Genomic DNA, 18,744 nt, shown 5'->3' with positions numbered 1-18,744 from the left:
GCCGTGATAGCGAAAGGCGGCGGGTTCAGGCCGTACGGGCGAGGAGATGCTTCACCAGGGTGATCAGTGCCATGGCTGACGACTCTCGCTTCCGGGCGTCGCAGTACGAGACGGGTGTGTCGGGCAAGAGGTCGAGTGCCTCACGGATCTCGGCCTCCCCGTACTGGACGTCCGGGGTGAAGCTGTTCACCGCGATGGAGTACTCGAGGCCGTACTTCTCGACGAGTTCGATCACCGGGAACGAGTCGGCCAGCCGGACGGGATCGACAAGGATCAGCGCCCCCAGCGAGCCCCGGGCCATGTCCTCCCACAGCTGCATGAACCGCTGCTGACCGGGCGTGCCGAAGAGATACAGCACCACCTCGTCGCTGAGCGTGAGGCGTCCGAAGTCCAGGGCGACGGTGGTCGTCACCTTGTCGGGCGCGCCGCGCAGATCGTCCACGTGGGTGGACGCCTGCGTCATCCTCTCCTCGGTACGCAGTGGCGCTATCTCGGACAGCGAGCCGATGAACGTTGTCTTGCCCACGGCGAAGTGGCCCACCACGAGGATCTTCGCGGTGGTGGTCACCGCACCCGAGACATAGCGGGACTCAGGCGAAACGGGATTGGAGTCCATACAGCACCTTTTCGATGAGGTCTCTATCGACGGCCTGAGCAGGGGGCGGGGCGGCGCGGCGCAGCAGGTGACCTTGCTCGGCTAAATCGCTCAGCAGCAGACGGGCGACGCCTACGGGCAGGCCCAAGTGCGCCGCGACTTCGGCCACAGCCAGGTAGCCTCCACTGCACAGATCCCAGATGGCGCGCACTTCCGGGCTGGCCCCCAGGGGGAGTTCCCGGTCGGGAGCCAGCGTGACCAGGGTGTGCAGCGACAGATCGTCAGACGAAGGCAGGCGCCGGCCGCCCGTGATGACGTAGGAGCGGACGAGTTCGCTGGAGACGGTAGCGTCCTCGCCGTGCGTCGTCATGCGTCGGCACCGGTGCTCTGGCGGGCCGGTGTACTCAGTGCGCGGCCCAGGGCCTTCACCTGCTTCTGCATACGCATCGACATCGTCTCCATGTCGACGTCGAGGGCCGCCGAGACGGCCAGGTAGGCCCCACTGCCCGCGGCGATCAGGAAGATCCAGCCGTCGTCGTACTCCAGGAGGGTCTGCTTCCAGATGCCCTTGCCACTCGCCACGAAGCCCGAGACGGCGCGGCTGAGCGACTGCATCGAACTCATCGCCGCGGCGTTCGTCTCAGCGTCGTCCCGCCCGATGTTCTGGGAGGCTTGCAGGAGCAGTCCGTCCGCCGAGACGAGAATCGCGTGGCGGGCGCCCTGCACGTTCGTCACGTCGTCGAGTACCCACGACAGATCGGTCGTCACTGGTCTTCTGATCCTTCCGTGGTGGTCGTGTCCCGTTCGCGGAGCGCTACGCGGGCGAAGGCGCCGAGGCGGGACGCGGTCAACTCGCTGTCGCGCTCAGGCTCTTGCTCCGACTCCGAAACGGAGGGCGGTGGTACAACTGCGACTGCTCGACGGCGTTTGGGCAGCCCGCCCGCGGTTGTCCCGATGATCGACACCGGGGCCGGCACCGCTGCCACGCGCGGCGCGACCTCCGGCGTACCGGTGTCGGCGGGCGTGTCGGTCACAGGTTCGGGGGCTTCGTTGGTCAAGAGGCTCTCCGGCAGGAGGATGACCGCGCGTACGCCTCCGTACGGCGATACGGAATCGACGGAAACCTTGAAGCCGTACCGGTCGGAGAGGACTCCGGCGACAGCGAATCCGACCCGGGGCGGGTTGCCGAGGCTGGTGATCGAGACCGGTGCCTGCGGGTTCAGCAGAGCGGAGGCACGATCCTTCTCCTCCTGGCTGATCCCGAGACCGGCATCGTCGACGATCAGGCAGATACCGGTAGGAACGGGCTGGATGTTGATCTCGACGGGGGTGCCCGGCGCGCTGTAGTTGGTGGCGTTGTCCAGCAGTTCCGCGAGAACGACGGCCACCGGCTCCACAGCTGTGGCGGTCACGTGGACACTGACCTGATTGTGAATCTTCACCCGGTCGTAGTGCTTGACACGACCCGTGGCGCTACGCGCCACGTCATACACGGACGCGGCCGTCTCGCGGCGTCCCAGCCAACCTCCGCACAGCGCGGCGATGCCCTGAGCGCGCCGACCGAACTGACTGTTGGTGTGGTCGATCGTCATCAAGTCGGCGAGGATCTGCGGATCATTGCCGTACTTCAGCTTCGCCAGATCGCTGATGGAGCGCTGCTGCTGATCGGCCAGAACCTGCAAGCTGCGCATCCACGCCTTGAGAACGTCCTTCGTCTCCGCTTCCGCGTCGCCGCGCACCTCCGCCAGGGCTCGCTCCTGGTCGTTCCGCAGTGCCGCGTACCCGCTCTGCAGTCTCTGGGTCTCCATGTGGAGTCCGTCCCGGACCGAGCGAAGATCGGTGTTCTGTTTCCGGAGCGCCATGTTGGTTCTCCGGGCTCGATTCACTGCGACAGCCGCAGCGATCAGTACTACCAGCAAGATCCACAGGAGTGGATCCTTGATCAGTGAAGTCATGAGACTCTCTTCAAGTCGCCTCGCAGAAGCAGCTATTGGCCGCGCTCCGTGGCCCCTCGATTCGCGGGCCGCGGGTCTTACCGGCAGACGAACAACTACTCCTTCGCGATGGGGCCTTCGAGACTGCTCCCCGTGACGCGTACATGACGCGGCGCCAGCCTGCTGAAAGTTCGATGATCTTAGCAGTCTGGTAAGCGTCAACGCCCGTTCAGAAGCCCGTGCTTGGACTCGCAGCAGCCTACGGGTTCGCCGCTCACGGCCTGCACTCCGTCCTCACGCATCAAGGCCGGGTACGACCGGAGGGGGCGCTGCTGGTGAATGTTCTCCGGCCGTTGCACTGTCGGCCTCCTCGGGATCACCGTTCCGTGTGATCCCGCCGACGGGTCGCGCGTCGCCGCAGTCGTCCGACAGGCTCCAGGCCTTGCCGTCGTGTCAGGCGAGGTCCGTCAGATCCTCCGCGAACACCTGCGACAGAGGCTGCGGCCCCACGTATTGCTGGCAGTTGCACTGGCCGGCCTCGTACCGCAGCGGCTTCTTGTTCTCGTCCCAGGCGGTCGGCACCTCGACGCGTTCGTGGCACCGGCCCTGCTTGTCGTGCTTGGCGAGATGGTGCGTGCATCCGCACACCGGCTCCGGCGCCTTGTTCGCCGCTTCGACAGCCAGGCGCTCCTGCTTCGCCGCCTCCAGCAACTGCAACTTGCGCTCGTGCCGATTGCGCAGCGCGGTGCGGACGTTGTCGGCCACCCACGCGAAGCCACCCGTCCAGAAGAGGATGAGGAGCCACCAGATCCATTTCATCGACTGTCCCTCCCGCCTGGACTGCTGAGGTTCAGCATAGATGGGCCATCCGGAAGTGCCATGGGCCCACTTGCTTGCCGGGAACGGTTCAGCGGTAGGCGGTAAGGAAGGTGCCGAGGACTTGGTCGCCGACTCCGGACCGGTCGTGAGGCCGTGACGGTCCCACGGGGCCGGATTCCTGAGCCATCGGCACGAGGGCTTCGGGCGGGTTACCCCCCGGCTCCGCGTTGGGGTTTCCCCCACCCTGAAGCACCTGTCTGCCGGAGTGTTCACGCCAGGGACCGTGCCTAGTCTGGTGTGGCATGACCACCTTCTCTGCGGGCTTCTCGCCCGGTAAACGCCGCGGCCTCGCAGCCCTGGTCGCAGTCGTCGCGCTGGTCGGCGCTCCGGCGGGCACGGCGCAGGCCGCGACCTCACACTCATCCACCCGTTGCGCCACGCACGACAAGGTCCGCCGGGCGCTGGGCGTCCTGACCGCCCGCGACGGGATCGCGGGAGCCGCGGTGCTGGCCACCGACGGCTCCGCGGCCCCGCCCTGCGGGCGTTGGACCGAGACGGCCGGAACGGCCGACCTGCGCACCGGGCGCCCCATGAGCACCGCCGACCGGCTGCGCGTCGGAAGTGTCACCAAGGTGTTCACCGCGACCGTCGTCCTGCAACTCGCGGCCGAGAACCGCCTGTCCCTCGATGCCCCCGTCGACCTCTACCTGCCCGGTCTGATCCGGACGAACGGCTACGACGGCCGCCGGATCACCGTACGGCAACTCCTGCAGCACACCAGCGGGTTGCCCGACTACCTCGAGGCCCCCGAGTGGGAGCAACCCGAGCTGTTGCGCCATCGCCACTTCGAGCCGCGCGACCTCGTCGCACGCGCCCTTCAACTGCCGCGTCCGCAGGGCAACTGGCACTACGCCACCACCAATTACCTTCTCCTCGGAATGATCGTCCACGACGTCACCGGCCGCTCTCCCGAGTCGGAGATCACCCGGCGCATCATCAGACCTCTCGGTCTGAGCGACACGTACTGGCCCGGCGACGACACCCGCGTCCACGGCCCCCACTCCCGCAGCTACTTCACAGCGGACGACGGCCACCGCACCGACGGTACCGCCTGGAACATGACCTTCGCGGGCGTCGGTGGCGCCCTGGTCTCCACGCCGGCCGACCTGACGCGGTTCACCACGTCACTGCTTGGCGGGCACCTGCTGCCCGAGGCCCAGCTCAAAGACATGCGCAGGACGATGGCCGCCGATCCGGACCGTCTGTGGCCCGGCGCCCGCTATGGGCTCGGCCTGATCTCCTCACCGATGTCTTGCGGCGGCCGGTGGTGGGGACATTCGGGAACCGTGCCCGGCGGCCACCGCGCGCTGACCGCCGTCGGACCCGGCGGCCGGAGCGTGGCCATCGCCCTGAACGAGGTGCCGTCCACGCTCCAGGCCGAACAGGACTTCCTCGCCGTCGTCGACGCGTCCCTGTGCGAACACACCTCGTCCGAAAGGGCAACCGAATGACCACCTCGACTCCCTCGGGCAACCCCGCCTCCCTCGGCGCGCCCGCGGCCTCCAGAGGCTTACGATTTGGGGAGCAACAGGGAGCGGCCTCGCGGCGTCCGGCACGGCCGCTCGCGGCGTTGCCGAAACGTCCTGATAGCTCCGCTACGAGGACCTTCCGGCGCCTTGCGATCGACCGCACCGGACGCCGCTCCTTCACCCACTCCCTCTTGCTCCCCGAGTCGTTGCGGCGGTTCGCGTCGCGAAGCGCGCAAGCCGTCGTCGTGTGCCTCGCCGGCGCGCTGACGCTCGCGTCGGTGCCGGCCACGGCTCACGCCTCCCCGGACCCCTTGGCCCGCTACCACCGGCAGCACCTCACCTGGAAGAGCTGTGTGCTCGGACCGGACGACGACACCGGGAAGGAACTCCGGCAAGCGGGCGCCCAATGCGCCGATGTCACCGTGCCGTTGAACTACGACGCGCCGGACGGCCGCACGATCACCGTCGCGATCTCCCGGATCAGGGCCACCGACACCAAACACCGCGTGGGAGCATTGCTGCTCAACGGCGGCGGCCCCGGCGGGCCGACGATCGGCGACCCGCCGTGGGTGCGCGAGACGATGAAGGACGTCGGCCGACGCTACGACGTGGTGGGGGTGGACCCGCGCTTCGTCGGCCGGAGCACCCCGCTGGACTGCCACTGGCCCACCGGCTCCTTCATCCGCGGTGCGGGTACCGGCCGCGCCGGCTTCGATCACTCGACGGCCCTCGCCCGGGAACTCGCCCAGCTCTGCCGCACCCACGAAGGCGACGTGCTGCCCTACGTCACCACCCGGAACACCGCCCGGGACATGGACGTCATCCGCGCCGCGCTCGGCGAGCGTCGGATCTCCTATCTCGGCTACTCGTACGGAAGTTACCTAGGCCAGGTGTACGCCACGATGTTCCCCGGCCGCACCGACCGCGTCGTCCTCGACGGCGTGCTCTCCGCCGACCGCTACAGCCCGCGGCTGCTGCGCAGTGCGAGGGCGGCCAACCGGCACGCCCTGAAGGACTGGGCAGTCTGGGCCGCCGCCCGCGACGTGACGTACGGCCTGGGCCGCACCCGGGACGCGGTACTGGCAGCCGTGGACCGGGTCCAGGCGGCCGCCGCACGCACGCCCCTGTCGCTGGGCGGCCACCGCGTGGACGACCACCTCGTACCCGTCATCGTCTTCAACGGCCTCTCGCAGGACAACGACGCGGCGTACGGGGATCTCGCCCAGGCCGTGCGAGACATGCGACGTGCCGCCGACGGCCACGCCGTCACCCCGGCCCCGTGGCTGGCCGACACACTCTCGTTCGTGCTGACCGGAAGCGGCTCGCACTACGGCAGCGTGCAGACGGCGATCCTGTGCGGCGACGTGGCCGCGCCGCGCGATCCCGAGACGTACTGGCGTGATGTCCAGCGCGCCCGCAGGAAGGACCCGCTGTTCGGCCCCGTCACGGACAACATCGGTCCGTGCGCCTTCTGGGACCCGCCGCGCGAGCACCCCACCACGATCAGGGACGACCTGTCGGCCCTGCTGGTCAACGCGACCGGTGACCCGCGCACCACCTACCAGAGCGCGCAGACGGTGCGCCGTATGTGGCCGGCGTCCCGACTGGTCACTCTCCGCGGCGCATACCAGCACGCGGTGTACGGAGTCTTCGGCAGCTCCTGTGTCGACGCGACCGTCAACAGGTACCTCGCCGACGGCCGCCTGCCACGCGCGGATGTCACCTGCGCCACCTGACCAAACGGCCCTGGGACTCGGCTACCGCTACCCGGGGAGCGGTAGCCGAAGAAGGTTGAGCCCGATCGTGTGATGGTCGGCTTCCGAGGCCACCTTCCGCCAGGGCGTAGCGGGGGCCCATGTGCATGAACGGCGGCACCATCCGGATACGGCCGGGCACGTAGGCGCTTCCGCCACGCCTACGCGCTGGTGATGATCTTTCCGGTGCGCTGGAGGCCGAGGGCAGCGCGGGGCCGCCCGGTTCACCGAACGCGAGCAGGAGGTACTGCGCCACGTGGCGGCCGGGCTGTCCAACGGAGAGATCACGGACCGGATGCACATCGGGATGACGACCGTGAAGACCCATGTGTCGAACCTGATGACCAAGACGGCCAGCCCCAACCGGGTGCGGCTGGCCGTGCCGGCGATTCAGGGAGGTGTCGCCGGTATCTGATGCCCACTGGGCCCGCTGGGCATCATCCGGCGTCCCGCGTGTCCCAGGACGCCAGGGCGACAAGTCGCTTCTCGACGGGGACGGTGCCGCCGCGGACAGGGCTTACCTCTTTCTGAGGTTGATCGCCTGTGTGATGGCAACTCCGGCCGTCAGGAAGCCGGCGGCGGCGATGAGTTGGACGCTCGTCGAGACCAGGACGTCCGTCGAGTTCGACACGTTCTGCAGACGGGTGAGCATGATGTTGACCGGGGAAACGCCCTTGCCCACCAGCGCGGCCAGCAGGAGCACCAGGGCGAGGACGAGCGCGTAGCCCTGCCGTCGGAACACCAGCCGCGAGCAGATGAGCCCTACGGCCGTGCCGGTGAAGGCACACGTGAGTTGGGCCTCGGTTCCCAGCGTCAGGTCGGCGAGGCCCGGTACATGGGGCCCCAACATCAGCGGCAGCACCAGACCGGCCGCCGTCAGCATCAGGCACCACACGGCGACCGCCCCGACTGTGCCGAGCAGGACGCGAAGGTGGCTGCCGGCGCTGACGACGATGACCGAGCGGTGCGACTGGTCCTCCAGACCGACCGACGCCATGGTCAGCCAGGCCGAGCACAGCAACATGGCCCCGGCCACCGCGGCGTAGGTGGCGGCAAGCGGGCCGGTGTCGCTGCTGGTCAGCACGGTCACCAGACCGAGGAACAGCAGCAGTGGCGCGAGGTAGCGCTGCGAGAGCAGCAGCACCGTGAACATGTAGCGGATCAGAGCGATCACAGGGCGGCCCTTTTCGCATCTGCCCGGGATCCGGGTTCGTCTGCGGTTCCGGCCAGGCCCTCCACCGACCACTGGTGCTGCAGGGCCGTCAGGAGCACGGTGTCCGAGTGCTCCCGCGCCACTCGCAGGACGATCGCCTCGCCGCGCCGGGTGGCATTCACCACGCCTGGCAGCGTACGCCAGTTCACCTCGACCGGCCTGACGTCGGTGGGCGGCGCGGCCAGGACGAGCTCGACCATCGAGGTACGGCTCCTGGCGTGCCGACCGCCACGCCAGGTGACCTGACCGTTGTTGATGGCGTAGGCGCCGCCGGCCTGTGTCTCGGTGATTGCCTCGCGGTGGTCGGTGAAGAGCACCGCCCCGCCCTGTGCGGCCGCTTCGTCGATGAACTCGGCCAGGACCCCGTGGGCCGAGGCGTCCAGGCCCGACCAGGGTTCGTCCAGGACCAGCAGGTCCGGCTGGACGAGCAGGGCCTGGGCGAGAGCCACCTTCTGCGCGTTGCCCTTCGACAGTGTGCGCAGCGACGCGTTCGGGCCGCCCACCAGGGACAGCCGCTCCAGCAGGTGGTTCCCCCGGGCACGGGCGGCGGAGGCCGACATGCCGCGGATGCGCCCCATGTGGGTGAGGTAGGAGATCGCCGAGATGCGGTCGTGTGCGGTGAACCGGTCCGGTACGTAACCGATGTGCGGTGGTCGGCCCGACACGGTCCCGGAAGTGGGCCGCGACAGCCCGACGAGGATCCTCAACAGGGTCGACTTCCCCGAACCGTTGCCGCCCACCACCGCGAGGACATCGCCCCCCGAGACCTGCATGTTGACGTCATGAAGGACCCACCGTCCCCCGCCGTAACGTTTGCCGACCGCCTCGCACCGTAACAACGCGACTCCTCGGTGTGCCTGCAGGCTCACATTACTGGATTCGGACGTCGAGTCTGCGTTCATGTGAGCGCGGGCAAGTGGTCCTGTCCGGCAGCGGTGACAGCACCAGGAAGCGACTCTCGGGGGCAGCTCAGGGTCCGGTCAAGTCTTTGCGGACGGGCATGGCCGAAGACCGGGCCGCCATCCGGCGAACCATCCCGGTCACAGCACGAGCGGGAGTGTGGAAGCCCGCCGGTTCCCGCACCGGCGCCGGCGTCAGCCGCATATCATCCGCGGCTGCCTCCACGGCCCACACGGCCGCTCATGTTCGAACAGAAACCTTTTGGGTTTTGGATCAGGAGACGTTCCTACCCCTTCAGGCCTACCACGCCGACGGCGTTGCCCTGATCGAGAGCGACTTCCGCCGAGCCGGGCTCGGGGCGCCAATCGGCAGACTTGACCAGGCCCGGCTCGACCAGACGCAATCCCTGCAGAAAGCGCCCGATGTGCTCGCGCGAGCGCAGGTGGTACGAGTTGACGGACTGTGCGTTGTACGCCTCGATGGCGACCTTGAGCTTGTCACTGGAGTCCGTGCCGTCACTCAGAGCCACGTAACTGCCTTGCGGCAGAGCATCGATCAGCTCGGCCGCGATCCGCTCAGGCTCCTCGTCGTCCGGGAGCTGCCCCATGATGCCGAGCAGGATCAGGCCGATCGGCTGGTCGAAGTCCAGCGTGCCCGCCGCCTGGCTGAGAATCTTCTGCGGATCGCGCACATCGGCGTCGAGGTAGGCACACTCTCCCTGGGGCGTACTGCGCAACAACGCATCGGCGTGTGCAAGGACGATGGGGTCGTTGTCGACGTATACGACCTTGCTGTCCGGTGCGATGCCCTGGGCGACTTCGTGCGTGTTGTTGGCGGTGGGCAGCCCGGTACCGATGTCGAGGAACTGGCGGATCCCAGCCTCACGCGTCAGATACCGCACCGCGCGCACCAGGAAGCTCCGTTGCTGGCGTGCGATGGCCGCGATTTCGGGAAATGTCCGGAGGATCGCGTCGCCGATCTCGCTGTCCACCGGGTAGTGGTCCTTCCCGCCGAGCAGGTAGTTCCACACGCGTGCTGAGTGGGGTCGATCGGTCTGCAGCCTGCTGCGCCAGTCCCTTTGATCAGTCATGGGTAGAGCATTGCATACAGTCACCAATAGTTGATCAAGTCCCTTGCTGTTGAGCATCGTTGTTCAGCTGCTCGTGATGCGGAGCCTTCGCTCAGGACCGATCGAGCGAAAGGGTGCCCCCCGGCGTACGGGGGTGAGTCCGGCGCGTCTCCCGGTACCTGACCGCACTGCGCGCGGCCGGGCTGGCCAGTGCCCACCGCACGGGTCGCGTGGCGCTGTACATCCGGACACGTGTGGCCGAGGCGCTGCTGGCGTCGAACGGCCGAGCTATGGCGCACGGGGTGATCCGCCGGTCAGGGCCGTTGTCCTGATATCGACTTCTCACGGCCTGCGGCACGCTGCTCGCGGTAGCTTCCTGCCACCGAAACGAAGGGGAGAAGTCGGTGGATCGTCGCTCGGGGTCGTCTCCGTTCACGCCCGTCCTGCGTGTGCTCACTGGTCTGTTGGGCGCGGCGTCGTTCGGGACAGGGGTGTTCGCGGTGTTCGTGAGTCAGAACGGGACCGGTACAGGGGTACTGCTCGGCTTCGGCGGCGTCCTGCTCGTTCTCGCTCTGCTCGGTAACCGCGTCGAGAGCTTCGAAATAGGCGGAGCCAAGCTGAGACTGCGTGCAGCCGCGGCGGAGAGATTCGCACTGGCCGAGGAGTCCGAACGCCAGGGGGACAGCACCACGGCAGGCCGGCTTCGCGCGGAGGCACAGGCTCTGCTGGACGCCGCGGGCCCCATTGCGGCCGACTACAGGCACGTGCGCGGCTCGATGCGCTCCGGTCGAGAGCGCACCCGTGCAATGGGAGAGGTGGTTTCCCGGGCTCGCCATCTCTCCGAGGAGCAGACGTTCGAGCCCGCCGAGGTCCTGCGTTGGCTGCGGGAGGGAAGCGACGAGGAACGCGTCACTGCCCTGGCCATGATGCAAGCCAGCCGTGAGCTGCGGAACTTCGAGGCCGCACTCGAGGCTGTCGAGCATGCGCACAGCCCCTTCGAGCACTACCACGCCATGCTGCTCACTGAGCAGATGATCGATGACCTTGATGAGGCGCAGTTGAGGCGGCTGGCCGAAGCCATCAGGTCCCAGCGTGGGTTTCGCTTCCGTCGCGACACCGACCGGTGGCGGCTCAGCGAGGACATTCTCCGACGCGTGGATGAACGCTCAGGCCACCGGTGAGCACCGGACGGCGGCGCGGAGGACTCCACCGGAAGGCGCTGCGTGACGGCGCCCGGTGTCCGCCGTCCGTCCCACGGGACGCTTTTTCTCGTCCCAGGAACAACGGGACGGCATCCATGACCGTCCGCACGGAAACGCTGGGCGACGTGAGATCACGCTTCGTGATCGGCAATGTCAGCCCGGAGGTATCCATGATTCGTCGGACACTGCAGGGCGGTCTGCTGGCCGTTGTCGCACTGTTCGCCCTCGTGCCCACGGCGGCCGTGGCCGCCGTGGGCGACCACGTCACACCGGCGCCGGTCGTCGGTACGGTTCCGCACCGCCCGCACACGATGCTCCCCGTCCTCGTCCGCCACGAGCCGGTCCGGCACAGCGCGCGCCACTCCATGCGGTGCCACCACCATGCCCGCCACTTCCGCCACATCCATCACGTCCGTCACACCCGCTTCTTCACCGGGGTGGCGTACCACCGCCACGTCACACAGGTCGGACGCGTCGGTACACGTCACGTCCTGCTGAACGTCCGCTCCGGTCCCGGCTTCGGCTACCGGGTCGTCGGCCACCGCCACGTCCAGGGCCGACTGCTGGTCGTCTGCAGGACGCACGGCTCGTACGTCCATGGGAACCGGTGCTGGTACCGGCTCGTCCACGGCAACGGGTACGTCTCCGCCCACTACGTCCGTATGTGGCGCGCCGCGTCCTGGTGTTGACGCGCCCGCTCCCTCGAAGGCGGCCTGCCCGGTCACTTGTGCGTGGCCGGGCAGGCCGTCGGCATACCCTCGCCCCCGTCAACTCGCCCGCGTCACCCCGGTCTCGATGTGTGGCAGTACCGCAATGCTGGGAACACATCCCGACAACCAGGGCGAACCACCCGAAGTGGAAGCGGCATTGGGGGACAGATAGTGCGAAAGCTTCAAGGATCCAGACCGTGAAGGCCGGCGCGGCACGGACGACGCGGCCCTGCCTGTCGACGGCCGCCCCGCCCGAACAGGCGGACGGTGCGTTCGTGACGGAACTGCGAGATCTCAAGGAGCGCACCGGTCTCAGTCTCGCGGCCCTGGCCGCACGCACCCCGTACAGCAAGTCCGCCTGGCACCGCTACCTCAACGGCTCCCAGCGGCCACCGCGTTCGGCCGTGGAGGCGCTCGCCGGACTCGTCGGCGTCGACCCGGCCCCCGTACTGGCCCTGCGGGAGGCTGCCGACCGCCCGCCGGTCGCGGACGCGCCGGCGTACGACGGCCGTGCGGCGTGGCCCGTCCGCCCCCGGCGGCTGTCCCTGTCCGCGCTCACTCTGATCGTCCTGGTCGCCTCGGCGGCCGTCACCCTCATCGCGGCCGGCCGCTCCGGTGCGCCGAGCGGGCAGCTCACCGCCGCCCTGCCCCGGTGCAAGAGGGAGTCCTGTCAGGGGCAGCTGCCCGACGTCTCGGCCTGCGACCGGGACGCGCAGATCAAGAGCACGGTCCATGGCGCCACGTATGCCGTGCGGCTGGAGTACTCGCCGTCCTGTGGCACCGCCTGGGCCGAGGTCCAGGCGCAGCCGTCGGACGCCCGCGTCATCTCCGTCCGGTCGGGGCGGAACGTGTTGTCCGCGTCGTACCCCGGGGGCGGTTCCGGCGGCCGGATGAGTCCCATGCTCGCCGTGACCTCACCCGAAGGTGTGGAGGCGTGCGCCGTGGTGGACGGCACGGTGGCGTGCACCGGCCTGGACGCCGACCCCCCCGGGGTGCGTTGAACGGATGATCGGGCAGGGTCCGGTGTGTGGCGTGCGCCGTGTCGTGGCTCTGCCGCTGGCAAATGTCCTACATGTTGTAGGGTTCGGATCGTCCGTCCGCCGGCCGGTGCCGTCCGGCGTGTTGTTGCCGATCGGGGGATCCGTGCAGGAGCCTGACGAGCCGCCACGCGTGAGCGACCCGGTCTTCGAGCAGATGCTGGACGGGGCCCTGGACTCCCCTGAGATCATGGCCGCGATCGACGTCGCGGGTGCGGAGCCGTCGCGCGAGGAACTGCGCGTGCGGGCACTGGAAGCGCGCGACGTCCTTCTTGGTGTCGCCGCCGCCGAGTACGACCGCTATCGCGATCTGCGGGCCGCCGCGGTCGACCGCCATCGGTTGCCGCGCCGCGACGACCGTACCGAAGGCGGGTTCCTGCCCGGGCTCGCGGTGCTCGTGCCCAGTCTCGGGGTCGTGGCCACGGGCGTGTTCCTGCTGTGCGGATTCGGTCTGCGCGCCCTCACCGTGCGCCCTCACTTCGACGAGGGGCTGGTGATGGCCGGAGTGATCGCCGCCGCGGTGACGGCGGGCGCGGCCCTCGGAGATCTCGCCTGGCGACTGGCGGCCCGCGCGCGGGGCGGTGACGGCGACGATCCCGCGGAGCGTGATCCCGGTGTGCGCCAAGCTCGCGATGCCTGGGAGCGCGCCGTTGTGGAACGGGGCCTGGTCCCGTTCCTGCTCGACCGCGTGGAGGCTGGCCGTGTGGCCGAGGGGCGCGTCGTGGGCGCGGAGGAGAGGGTCCAGTAGCCCGCTGGGTGCGGCGTGCGCTTCCGGGAGCGCGTGACCTCTGGAGGCACTCCGTCCCTGACCACCATGGGGCGAGTAACCTCCGGGACATGCGGATATCCGTCTCCTCTGACATGGACGAACCCGTGGCCCTCGCCCTCGTCGCCGAGCTGCGTGCCCGCGGCCACGACGTGCTGACGCACGGGGCGCTGCGACCCGGGGACGGCACGCAGTGGGCCGCGTGCTCTCAGGCGGCGGCCCGCGAGGTCGCCGACGGGTCCTCGGACCAGGCGGTCGTGTGCTGCTGGACCGGCACGGGCGCGTCGATCGCCGCGAACAAGGTGCCCGGGGTGCGGGCGGCCCTGTGCACGGACGCATACACGGCGGACGGCGCACGCCGCTGGAACGACGCCAATGTGCTGGCGCTCAGCCTGCGCCTCACGTCCGGGCCCCTGCTCAGGGAGATCCTCGACGCCTGGTTCGCCGCCGAGCCGAGCGAGGACGCCGACGACCGGGAGAACGTGTCCCGCATCGGACGGCTCGATGCGAGCAGAACCGTGTCCTGACCCACGTGCCGCTGCTCAGCGGCCCGCCACCAGGTCGGCGGCCGACTCCGCCACGACCGCGCCGGACGTCTCGGCCGGACCCCGGGTGCGGTCCCGTACGCCCCACAGCCACCGCACGTCCCGGCCGAACGACCACACCAGCGACGCCAGCGCGCATGCGACGAGCCCCGCGGCCGCCGCGTACGGCAGGAACCCCGACCCGGCGACCAGCAGGGAGATCCCCTGAAACGCCGCGACCGTCTTGCGCGCCATGCTCGGCCGCAACTCGCTGTACAGCCACGGCAGCACCCGGGCCGCGGCCACGAACGCGTACCGCATCGCACCGATCAGCAGCACCCACGGGCCCAGCGACAGCGTGAACTCCTCGTGAGCGGGCGCGCGGCGGCGGGACCGGTGTCCCTGCGACTCCGGTCCGGCCCGGTGTCCCCGGGTTTCAGCCTTTCGCGATCTCCTGGGGAACCGAGGTCGATTGCTCCGCCGCGGCGGCCCGGACGCCGGGCCGGCCGGGCATCCGCAGGGCGAGCGGCACGCCGAGCAGGCACACGCAGGCGAGCACCGTGAGCGTGGGCCCGGACGCCACGTCCGTGCGCGCCATCAGCGTGCCGGCGGTGGCAACACCCACCGTGGGACCGACGTTCAGCGCGGTCTGCTGCAGCCCGCCGGCCACCCCGGCCGATGCGACGGGCATCTCTCGGACGATGACGGCGGTCGCCGTCACCATCACCGTGCCGAAACCGGCACCCACCAGCAGGAATCCCGTTCCCGCCCACACCTGGGAGGCCCCCTGTCCGAGCCGGGACAGCAGAAGAACACCCAGTGCGAGGAGCGCAGTGGCGGTCCCGGCCGTGCGGCGCGGACCGTACCGGCGTATGACGACGGCCGTCACGGGCGCGCCCAGGACCATCGCCACAGGCGCCGGGAGGGCCCAAAGCGCGGTCCGCAACGGATCGAGGCCCAGCACGTCCTGAAGGACATAGCTGCTGACGAACAGCGTGCCCAGCAGCGCCGCCGACACGGCCACCAGCAGTCCGAGCGCGGGACCGACGGCCGACCGGCCGAGCACGCCCGCAGGCAACAACGCGTTCGTGGCGTGCCGTCCGTGCCGGACGAACAGGCAGCCGGCCACCGCCGCCCCGAGCAGCGCCACTACCGGCGTCGTCAGTCGGCCGGAGTCCGCGACGGCGGCGAGCGCGTACACCAGGCACACCAGAGCCGCCGCGAGCAGACCGGCGCCGGGCAGATCCAGCGGCGGGCGCGCGGCCGGAGGGTGCTCCGGGCCGCGTACGACCGCCGCCAGTACGCCCATCAGCAGCGCCGGCGCGACGTTGAGGAAGAAGACGGCCCGCCAGCCGAACGGGGTGACCAGCGCCCCGCCCACCAGCGGGCCGGCCGCGGCCGCCACACCGATCGCGCTGGTGCGCAACGCGATCGGCATCGCCAGCCTCTCCGGTGGATACGCGGCCCGCAGCATGCCGAGCGTCGCCGGTTGCAGCAGCGCGCCGAACACCCCCTGGACCACGCGCAGTCCGATCACCCAGCCGATGCCGGGAGCGAACCCGATCCCGGCGGAGGCCGCGCCGAAGCCCACCATGCCCAGGGCGAACATGCGTCGATGGCCGTGGCGGTCGCCGAGGCGGCCGGCGAAGACCAACAGGCTTGCCACCGCGATGAGATAGCCGGTGCTCGTCCACTGCACCTGGGTCAGGGAGGCGTGCAGATCCCGTTGCAGCTCGGGTTGTGCGACGGTGAGCACGGTGCCGTCCAGGGCGACGATGACCGCGCCGACCACGCTGCTTGCGAGCGTCAGCCCGCGGTGCGCGGTCACCGGACCTCCGGCCCGAGATGCGCGTCCAGAGCGGTCTGCAGCAGGGGAGTGAAGTCGGTGCCACCTGTGGTGAGTTGGAGGCTGCCCCAAGTCCACAGCTGGGCGAGGCCGTGCAGGTTCGCGAGGAGGGAGCCCGCGACGAGTCGCGCGTCGGCGTCCGGCCTGGCCCGGCCTACCAGGTCCACCAGCAGGGAGAACAGCGGAAGGCTCGTCTCACGCAGCCCCAGATGACTGCTCTCCAGCAGGTCATGACGGAACATCAGCTCATGCATGCCGCGGCGGGTGAGCGCGAAGTCGAGATAGGCATGGCCCAGGGCTCCGAGCTGCTCCTGGGGACTCGCGGTGCCGTCTCCGACCGCCTCGGCCGCCCGCGCCGCGAGGTCGGTGAAGCCGCGGCGCGCGATGGCCGACAGCAGCTCCAGATGCGTGGGGAAGTACCGGCGGGGCGCCCCGTGCGAGACACCCGCCCGCCGGGCGATCTCCCGCAGCGTCAACGCCTGCACGCCCTCGGTGGCCACCAGGTCGACGCCGACGTCGACCAGCCGGGCGCGCAACCCTGTCTCCGGATCAGTCATAGACACTGTCTACCAACGCTGCGTAGACACTGTCTACCGGGAATGCGCGGCCCCACCGCGTGAGTTGACCGGGGTATGACTGAGGACGCCACGCAGAACGCACTGCTCGCACTGCTCTCCGAGGGCCACGGCGGGGTGCTGGTCACCCTCAAACGCGACGGTCGGCCCCAGCTGTCGAACGTCAGCCACGCCTACTGCCCGGACGAGCGCCTCATCCGGATCTCGATCACGGACGACCGCGCCAAGACCCGCAACCTGCGCCGGGACCCACGGGCCTCGTACCACGTGACCAGCCCCGACCGATGGGCCTACACGGTCGCCGAGGGCACGGCCGATCTCTCGCCCGTCGCGCAGGACCCGTACGACGAGACAGTCGAGGAACTCATCCGGCTCTACCGTGATGTATCGGGCGAGCACCCCGACTGGGACGACTACCGCACCGCCATGGTCCGCGACCGGCGTCTGGTACTGCGGCTGCACGTGGAGCGGGCGTACGGCATGCCCAGGGGTGCCAACAACGGCTGAGGGGCGACGCGCGGATCTTCAGGCGTCCGGGGCCCTTGGCGCCGGCCAGGTCCCGGGCTGTCTCGGGGTGGCTACAGGGTTCGCCTGGGGGGTGTCCCGGATGTCATCCCGCGTGGGGAGTAGCAGCATCGATGACCATGACTTCCCTCGGGCATGCCCAGGGGTGCCGGCAAGGGAAGGCGAGCGGGCGCCGTCCGCCTTCACCATCGATCCGGTCACAGCACTAGCCGCAGCGCACGTCCTCGCCCGGCCGCTCCCCGGTCGCCAGGAACCGGGAGACGACGCGGTCGCCGCACGCGTTTCCGTTGGCGAGGTAGGCGTCGTGGCCGGTGGAGTCCACGATCACCATGACGGCGCGTGCACCGAACGCCTGGCGTAGCTTCAGAGCGCCCCGCAGCGGGGTGGCGACATCACGTGCATTCTGCACGAGCAGGACGTTGGACGGGCCGTGGGCGGTGATGCGTACCGGCGCCTGCGTGGGCGGGTACGGCCAAGCGGTGCAGACCATGGCGTTCCTGGGCATACCCGCGGTCAGCGGGTGCTCTTTGCGGCTCTCGGCGACGCCCTTGCGGTACTCGGCCGCCGACGTGGGCCACGCCACGTCGTTGCAGAGGGTCGCGGCGCTGACCGCGGTGACGTTCTGCAGCACCGGCTCCGGCGGCGCCGCGGGCGCGGGTGGCACGGTGCCGTGCCGCGCGGCCAGCATCAGCTTCGCCAGGGTGGGGAAGCGGTCCGGCGTGTAGAGGCTGTCCAGCATCGTCTGGCGCAGCACATTGCCGTTCAGCTCCGCGGGGTTGGCGCCGGGCCAGGGGATCGGTGCGCGGTCGAGCCGTGCGGCAAGGCGCAGGAACAACGGCCGCACCTCGGCCGCCGTCCTGGCCAGCCGATCAGGGTTGCCGGGCGCGGAGGCCCACTTGGCGAACTCCGGGAAGACGTCCTCGACACCGGTCTCGTACCCCTCGAGCCAGGCGCGGGAGACCCGGGTGGGGTCGGGGTTGTCGTTGCTGTCGAGTACGACGCGGTCGGTGCGCCGCGGGAACAACTGGCTGTAGACGGCGCCGACGTACGTACCGTACGAGACGCCCCAGGCGGAGAGCCTGCGCTCGCCGAGCGCGGCCCGGACACGGTCGATGTCGCGGGCCTCGTCGACCGTGGTGATGTGGCGGATCAGGTCACCCCCGTTGCGGGCGCAGGCGGCCGCCGTGCGCCGGGCGGTGGCCATGTTCTCGCTGATCGACCCGTCCGGCGCGGGCCAGGGCCTCAGCTTGGACAGGGCGAGGTCACCGTGGTCGAGACCGCAGTTGACGGGGGTGGAGGGGGCGAGGCCGCGCGGTGCGAACCCGATCAGGTCGTAGGCGTTCCGTACCTTCTGCGGCAACTTCTGACCCTTCCCCGACGGGTCGCCGAGGCTGGACCCGCCAGGCCCACCGGGGATCAGTAACAGCGCGCCACGGCGGGCGGCCGGCTTCTCGCTGGGAATACGGGAGATGACGATGGCGATCTTCCGGCCACCGGGTTCGGCGTAGTCCATCGGCACCTCGACGGACGCACACTCCTGGCGTGGATCGAGCCCGCTGCCCTCGCACTTGGTCCAATCGAGGGAGGAGCGCGCGGACGGACCGGCCGCAGACGCGGACACGGAGGTGGTCAGGGGGGCGGAGAGCCCCAGGAGGGCGGCTGAGACGGCTATCCAGGCGGCTCGTGTTCTGCTGGTCTGCTTCATGCACGGAAGCCTCCCGGATCGGGCCCGCTTCTCCCACCCGG

20 protein-coding genes and 1 pseudogene are annotated in these 18,744 nt (G+C 69.8%); 9 read left to right on the top strand and 12 right to left on the bottom strand.

All coding sequences use genetic code 11. The annotated features are described in order from the left end of the window. Nucleotides 1-25: 25 nt before the first annotated feature. The 5 genes from BIV24_RS10140 to BIV24_RS10120 form a co-directional block, all read right to left on the bottom strand. Complete coding sequence (locus BIV24_RS10140) at nt 26-616, bottom strand: GTP-binding protein (RefSeq protein ID WP_071365896.1); 591 nt, start codon at nt 614-616, stop codon at nt 26-28. Then, the gene (locus BIV24_RS10135) at nt 591-965 is read right to left on the bottom strand and encodes a DUF742 domain-containing protein (RefSeq protein ID WP_071365895.1); all 375 of its coding nucleotides are present in this window, start codon (nt 963-965) and stop codon (nt 591-593) included. The genes BIV24_RS10140 and BIV24_RS10135 overlap by 26 nt, the downstream gene beginning before the upstream one ends. Continuing rightward, the gene (locus BIV24_RS10130; protein WP_071365894.1) at nt 962-1,363 is read right to left on the bottom strand and encodes a roadblock/LC7 domain-containing protein; all 402 of its coding nucleotides are present in this window, start codon (nt 1,361-1,363) and stop codon (nt 962-964) included. Before BIV24_RS10130 ends, BIV24_RS10135 begins: the two co-directional genes overlap by 4 nt. Continuing rightward, a complete protein-coding gene (locus BIV24_RS10125; RefSeq protein ID WP_071365893.1) occupies nt 1,360-2,550 on the bottom strand; it encodes an ATP-binding protein in 1,191 nt (396 codons plus the stop codon). The genes BIV24_RS10130 and BIV24_RS10125 overlap by 4 nt, the downstream gene beginning before the upstream one ends. Nucleotides 2,551-2,982: 432 nt before the next feature. Next, the gene (locus BIV24_RS10120) at nt 2,983-3,348 is read right to left on the bottom strand and encodes a hypothetical protein (protein ID WP_071365892.1); all 366 of its coding nucleotides are present in this window, start codon (nt 3,346-3,348) and stop codon (nt 2,983-2,985) included. A gap of 302 nt (nt 3,349-3,650) precedes the next feature. Between BIV24_RS10120 and BIV24_RS10115 the strand changes: the two genes are divergently transcribed. The 3 genes from BIV24_RS10115 to BIV24_RS31550 all read left to right on the top strand — a co-directional run bounded on the left by BIV24_RS10115 (nt 3,651) and on the right by BIV24_RS31550 (nt 7,046). Further along, nucleotides 3,651-4,859: a serine hydrolase domain-containing protein gene (locus tag BIV24_RS10115; protein WP_071365891.1), complete on the top strand. Its 1,209-nt coding sequence runs from the start codon at nt 3,651-3,653 to the stop codon at nt 4,857-4,859. 263 nt (nt 4,860-5,122) lie between these two features. Beyond that, complete coding sequence (locus BIV24_RS10110; protein ID WP_425442554.1) at nt 5,123-6,613, top strand: alpha/beta fold hydrolase; 1,491 nt, start codon at nt 5,123-5,125, stop codon at nt 6,611-6,613. Between the two features lie 274 nt (nt 6,614-6,887). Then, nucleotides 6,888-7,046 (top strand): response regulator transcription factor, encoded by a 159-nt coding sequence (locus BIV24_RS31550; protein ID WP_245766734.1) that lies wholly within the window; start codon nt 6,888-6,890, stop codon nt 7,044-7,046. A 102-nt stretch (nt 7,047-7,148) separates the two neighbouring features. Here the strand turns inward: BIV24_RS31550 and BIV24_RS10105 are convergent, their stop codons facing one another. The 3 genes from BIV24_RS10105 to BIV24_RS10095 all read right to left on the bottom strand — a co-directional run bounded on the left by BIV24_RS10105 (nt 7,149) and on the right by BIV24_RS10095 (nt 9,834). After that, nucleotides 7,149-7,805 (bottom strand): hypothetical protein, encoded by a 657-nt coding sequence (locus BIV24_RS10105; protein ID WP_071365889.1) that lies wholly within the window; start codon nt 7,803-7,805, stop codon nt 7,149-7,151. Further along, on the bottom strand, nt 7,802-8,683 hold the full coding sequence (locus BIV24_RS10100; protein ID WP_281247719.1) for an ABC transporter ATP-binding protein: 882 nt from the start codon (nt 8,681-8,683) through the stop codon (nt 7,802-7,804). Before BIV24_RS10100 ends, BIV24_RS10105 begins: the two co-directional genes overlap by 4 nt. Nucleotides 8,684-9,030: 347 nt before the next feature. Then, entirely contained in the window at nt 9,031-9,834 is an 804-nt protein-coding gene (locus BIV24_RS10095; protein ID WP_071365887.1) for an SAM-dependent methyltransferase, read from the bottom strand. A gap of 470 nt (nt 9,835-10,304) precedes the next feature. Between BIV24_RS10095 and BIV24_RS10090 the strand changes: the two genes are divergently transcribed. The 5 genes from BIV24_RS10090 to BIV24_RS10070 all read left to right on the top strand — a co-directional run bounded on the left by BIV24_RS10090 (nt 10,305) and on the right by BIV24_RS10070 (nt 14,055). Continuing rightward, on the top strand, nt 10,305-10,994 hold the full coding sequence (locus BIV24_RS10090) for a hypothetical protein (RefSeq protein WP_218149295.1): 690 nt from the start codon (nt 10,305-10,307) through the stop codon (nt 10,992-10,994). Between the two features lie 191 nt (nt 10,995-11,185). Then, nucleotides 11,186-11,704 carry an SH3 domain-containing protein gene (locus BIV24_RS10085; protein ID WP_143064584.1) on the top strand — a complete coding sequence of 173 codons (519 nt, stop codon included), beginning with the start codon at nt 11,186-11,188 and terminating at the stop codon, nt 11,702-11,704. A 218-nt stretch (nt 11,705-11,922) separates the two neighbouring features. Next, on the top strand, nt 11,923-12,726 hold the full coding sequence (locus BIV24_RS10080) for a helix-turn-helix domain-containing protein (RefSeq protein WP_071365884.1): 804 nt from the start codon (nt 11,923-11,925) through the stop codon (nt 12,724-12,726). Between the two features lie 169 nt (nt 12,727-12,895). Then, a complete protein-coding gene (locus BIV24_RS10075; protein ID WP_071365883.1) occupies nt 12,896-13,510 on the top strand; it encodes a hypothetical protein in 615 nt (204 codons plus the stop codon). Nucleotides 13,511-13,599: 89 nt separating this feature from the next. Next, on the top strand, nt 13,600-14,055 hold the full coding sequence (locus tag BIV24_RS10070) for an RpiB/LacA/LacB family sugar-phosphate isomerase (protein ID WP_071365882.1): 456 nt from the start codon (nt 13,600-13,602) through the stop codon (nt 14,053-14,055). 15 nt (nt 14,056-14,070) lie between these two features. Here BIV24_RS10070 and BIV24_RS10065 read toward each other — a convergent pair. From BIV24_RS10065 to BIV24_RS10055, 3 genes and pseudogenes are all read right to left on the bottom strand, one after another. After that, nucleotides 14,071-14,412 (bottom strand): annotated as a pseudogene (locus BIV24_RS10065) (CDP-alcohol phosphatidyltransferase family protein); the annotation flags it as partial. Between the two features lie 76 nt (nt 14,413-14,488). Continuing rightward, the gene (locus tag BIV24_RS10060; protein WP_071365881.1) at nt 14,489-15,880 is read right to left on the bottom strand and encodes an MFS transporter; all 1,392 of its coding nucleotides are present in this window, start codon (nt 15,878-15,880) and stop codon (nt 14,489-14,491) included. Then, nucleotides 15,877-16,455, bottom strand: a complete 579-nt coding sequence (locus tag BIV24_RS10055; protein ID WP_071365880.1) for a TetR/AcrR family transcriptional regulator — start codon at nt 16,453-16,455, stop codon at nt 15,877-15,879. The genes BIV24_RS10060 and BIV24_RS10055 overlap by 4 nt, the downstream gene beginning before the upstream one ends. A gap of 75 nt (nt 16,456-16,530) precedes the next feature. On the opposite strand from BIV24_RS10055, the gene BIV24_RS10050 reads away from it, so the two are divergent. Then, nucleotides 16,531-16,980, top strand: a complete 450-nt coding sequence (locus BIV24_RS10050) for a PPOX class F420-dependent oxidoreductase (protein ID WP_071365879.1) — start codon at nt 16,531-16,533, stop codon at nt 16,978-16,980. Between the two features lie 223 nt (nt 16,981-17,203). On the opposite strand, the gene BIV24_RS10045 is transcribed toward BIV24_RS10050, so the two are convergent. Next, nucleotides 17,204-18,703: an alpha/beta hydrolase gene (locus tag BIV24_RS10045; protein ID WP_071365878.1), complete on the bottom strand. Its 1,500-nt coding sequence runs from the start codon at nt 18,701-18,703 to the stop codon at nt 17,204-17,206. Nucleotides 18,704-18,744: the final 41 nt, after the last annotated feature.

Source organism: Streptomyces colonosanans (assembly GCF_001866645.1).
Taxonomy (GTDB): Bacteria; Actinomycetota; Actinomycetes; order Streptomycetales; family Streptomycetaceae; genus Streptomyces; species Streptomyces colonosanans.
This window is presented reverse-complemented; position numbering and strand designations above follow the sequence as displayed.